Origin of the sequence: Ideonella azotifigens (genome assembly GCF_006519715.1) — a bacterium.
Classification (GTDB): domain Bacteria; phylum Pseudomonadota; class Gammaproteobacteria; order Burkholderiales; family Burkholderiaceae_C; genus Ideonella; species Ideonella azotifigens.
Genome location: NZ_VIDT01000650.1, coordinates 1 through 3,071 on the forward strand (window position 1 = coordinate 1; position 3,071 = coordinate 3,071).

General features: G+C 68.4%; 3 protein-coding genes. 2 read left to right on the forward strand and 1 reads right to left on the reverse strand.

Annotated elements, in window-relative coordinates; all coding sequences use genetic code 11:
- Window positions 1–1,680 (reverse strand): cation:proton antiporter (locus tag FKP22_RS25655; RefSeq protein ID WP_141290606.1); only part of this gene is annotated, 1,680 nt, incomplete at its 3' end.
- A gap of 57 nt (window positions 1,681–1,737) precedes the next feature.
- Here FKP22_RS25655 and FKP22_RS25660 point away from each other — a divergent pair.
- Both FKP22_RS25660 and FKP22_RS25665 read left to right on the forward strand, forming a co-directional pair.
- A complete protein-coding gene (locus FKP22_RS25660; RefSeq protein WP_231010594.1) occupies window positions 1,738–2,724 on the forward strand; it encodes a KpsF/GutQ family sugar-phosphate isomerase in 987 nt (328 codons plus the stop codon).
- A gap of 2 nt (window positions 2,725–2,726) precedes the next feature.
- Window positions 2,727–3,071: KdsC family phosphatase (locus tag FKP22_RS25665; protein ID WP_375140618.1), on the forward strand; the 345-nt coding region annotated here is incomplete at its 3' end.

The following is a 3,071-nucleotide window of genomic DNA, read 5'->3' on the forward strand; positions in this document are numbered from 1 at the left end:
GCGGATCACCCGGCGCATCGGCACGCCCACCAGCACCAGCGCATGGCTGGCCAGCATCAGCGAGCCTTCGACAGCCTCGGGCACGACCTCGGTCGCACCGGCGGCGCGCAGCTTCTCCAGATCCGTGTCGTCAATGGTGCGCACGACCACCGGCACCTGCGGCGCATGCCGGCGCACCAGGCCCAGGATCTTCAATGCCGACGGCGTGTCCGGGTAGCTGATGACCACCGCCGCCGCGCGCGACAGGCCGGCCGCCATCAGGCTTTGCAAGCGCGCAGCGTCGCCAAAGACCACGCTCTGCCCGGCCGCAGCCGCCTGGCGCACGCGGTCGGGGTCCAGGTCCAGCGCCATGTACGGAATCGTCTCCTGCTCCAGCAGGCGCGAGAGGTTCTGCCCGCTGCGGCCAAAGCCGCAGATGATCACGTGCTGCTCGTTTCGGATCGCCTTCTTGGCGATGGTCGTCAGCTGCACCGACTGCATCAGCCAGTCGCTGGCCGCCAGCCGCATCACGATGCGGTTGCTGTACATCACGATGAAGGGCGTGGCCAGCATCGACAGCACCATCGAGGCCAGCACCGGGCTGATCCAGCGCGGGTTGATCAGGTGCTGCTCGGCGCCCAGGCTCAGCAGCACAAAGCCGAATTCACCCGCCTGCGCCAGGTACAGCCCGGTGCGGATGGCCACGCCAGGCGCTGCGCGAAAGGCCCAGGCCAAGCCCGCCACCAGCGCGGCCTTGGCAATCACCGGCATCATCGTCAGCAGCAGCACCAGGAACCATTCGTCCCACACCGGCCGCCAGTCCAGCTTCATGCCGATGGTGATGAAGAACAGGCCCAGCAGCACGTCGTGGAAAGGCCGGATGTCGGTCTCGACCTGGTGCTTGTATTCGGTCTCCGCCACCAGCATGCCGGCGACAAACGCGCCCAGCGCCAGCGACAGCCCGGCGTGTTCGGTCATCCAGGCCAGGCCCAGCGTGACCAGCAGCAGGTTCAGCACGAACAGCTCTTCGCTCTTCTGCCGCGCCACCAGCGTCAGCCACCAGCGCATGAAGCGCTGGCCGCCGACCAGCAGCACCGTCAGCAGCGCAATCGCCTTCAGCAGTGCAATGCCCAGCGCCATGGCCATCTCGCCGCCCGGCGAGCCCAGCGCCGGGATCAGCACCAGCAGCGGCACGACGGCCAGGTCCTGGAACAGCAGCACGCCCATCACGCGCCGGCCGTGTTCGCTTTCCAGCTCCAGCCGCTCGGCCAGCAGCTTGACGACGATGGCGGTCGACGACATCGCCATCGCGCCGCCCAGTGCAATGGCGCCGGCCCAGCCCAGCTCCCAACCCATGCGGGTGAACGAGAACAGCCAGGCCAGCACCAGGTTGCCGGCCACCGCGCCGAGGATGGTCAGCATCACCTGGCTGAGGCCGAGTCCGAAGACCAGTGTGCGCATGCTGCGCAGCTTGGGCAGGTTGAATTCCAGCCCGATCACGAACATCAGGAACACCACGCCGAACTCGGCCAGGTACTTCACCGCGGCCGAATCCTTGGCCAGCGACAAGGCATTCGGCCCGATCAGCACGCCCACCGCCAGGTAGCCCAACATGGGTGGCAACTTGACCAGCCGGCAGGCGACCACGCCGACCACCGCGGCCAGGAGATAAAGCAGAACCAGCTCGAGGGTGGATGCCATGCAGCGGGGGACCGTTCGTCGACCTAAAATCGCCCCATTCTGAACCAGACCACCGCTTTGAACCCCACCTCACCCTTCGATGCCGAGCGCGCGCTCTCCCTGGCCCGCGAGACCCTGACGATCGAGGCCGACGCCTTGCTGGCGCTGCGCGGGCAGATCGATGGCGCCTTCGTGCAGGCCATGCAGGCCATGCTGGACACCCGCCACCGGGTGATCGTGATGGGCATGGGCAAGAGCGGGCACGTGGGCCGCAAGATCGCTGCCACGCTGGCGTCCACCGGCACGCCGGCGTTTTTCGTGCACCCGGGCGAAGCCAGCCATGGCGACCTGGGCATGGTCACGCCGGGCGACGTGGTGATCGCGATCTCCAATTCCGGCGAGAGCGACGAGCTCAACGCCATCCTGCCGCCGATGCGCCGGCTCGGCATCACCCTGGTCGCGATGACGGGCCGGCCGGACTCTTCGCTGGCCCGGCATGCCGACTTCGTGCTGAACACGGCCGTGCAGAAGGAAGCCTGCCCGCTGAACCTGGCGCCCACCGCCAGCACCATCGCGCAGATGGCAATGGGCGATGCGCTGGCGGTGGCGCTGCTGGACGCACGCGGCTTCCGCGAACACGACTTCGCCCGCTCGCACCCGGGCGGCGCGCTGGGCCGCAAGCTGCTGATGCACGTGCGCGACCTGATGCGCGGCGGCGAGCAGGTGCCGCGTGTGCCGGCCGATGCCAGCTTCAGCGCGACCATGCGCGAGATGACCAGCAAGGGACTGGGTGCGACCGCTGTGGTCGACGGAGACAAGGTGCTGGGCATCTTCACCGACGGTGACCTGCGCCGCATGATCGAGACCGGGGCCGACCTGCGCGCAATGAAGGCGCACCAGGTCATGCACCCACATCCCAAGCTGGTCCGCGACGACGCCCTGGCGGTCGAAGCGGCCGACCTGATGGAGCAGCACCGCATCACCAGCGTGCTGGTCGTGGACGCCGCCGGCCACCTGGTCGGCGCGCTGAACACCAACGACCTGCTGCGCGCGAAGGTGATCTGACGATGGCGATGCCTGCTGCCGCGCTGTCCTTTCCGCCCGAACTGCTGCTGCGCGCCCAGGGCAGCGGCCTGGGCCTGAAGGCCGCGATCTTCGACGTCGATGGCTGCCTGACGGATGGCCGCATCTACATCGGCGAAAGCGGCGAACAGTTCAAGGCCTTCTCCACGCTGGATGGCCAGGGCCTGAAACTGCTGATGCAAGGCGGCATCACGCCGCTGGTCATCACCGGGCGGGATTCCCCGGCCGTGCGCCGCCGCGTGGCCGACCTGGGCCTGCAGCATGCGATCTACGGCGTGCACGACAAACTCGCCGCTGCCGGCCCGCTGCTGGCCTCGCTGGGCCTGGAC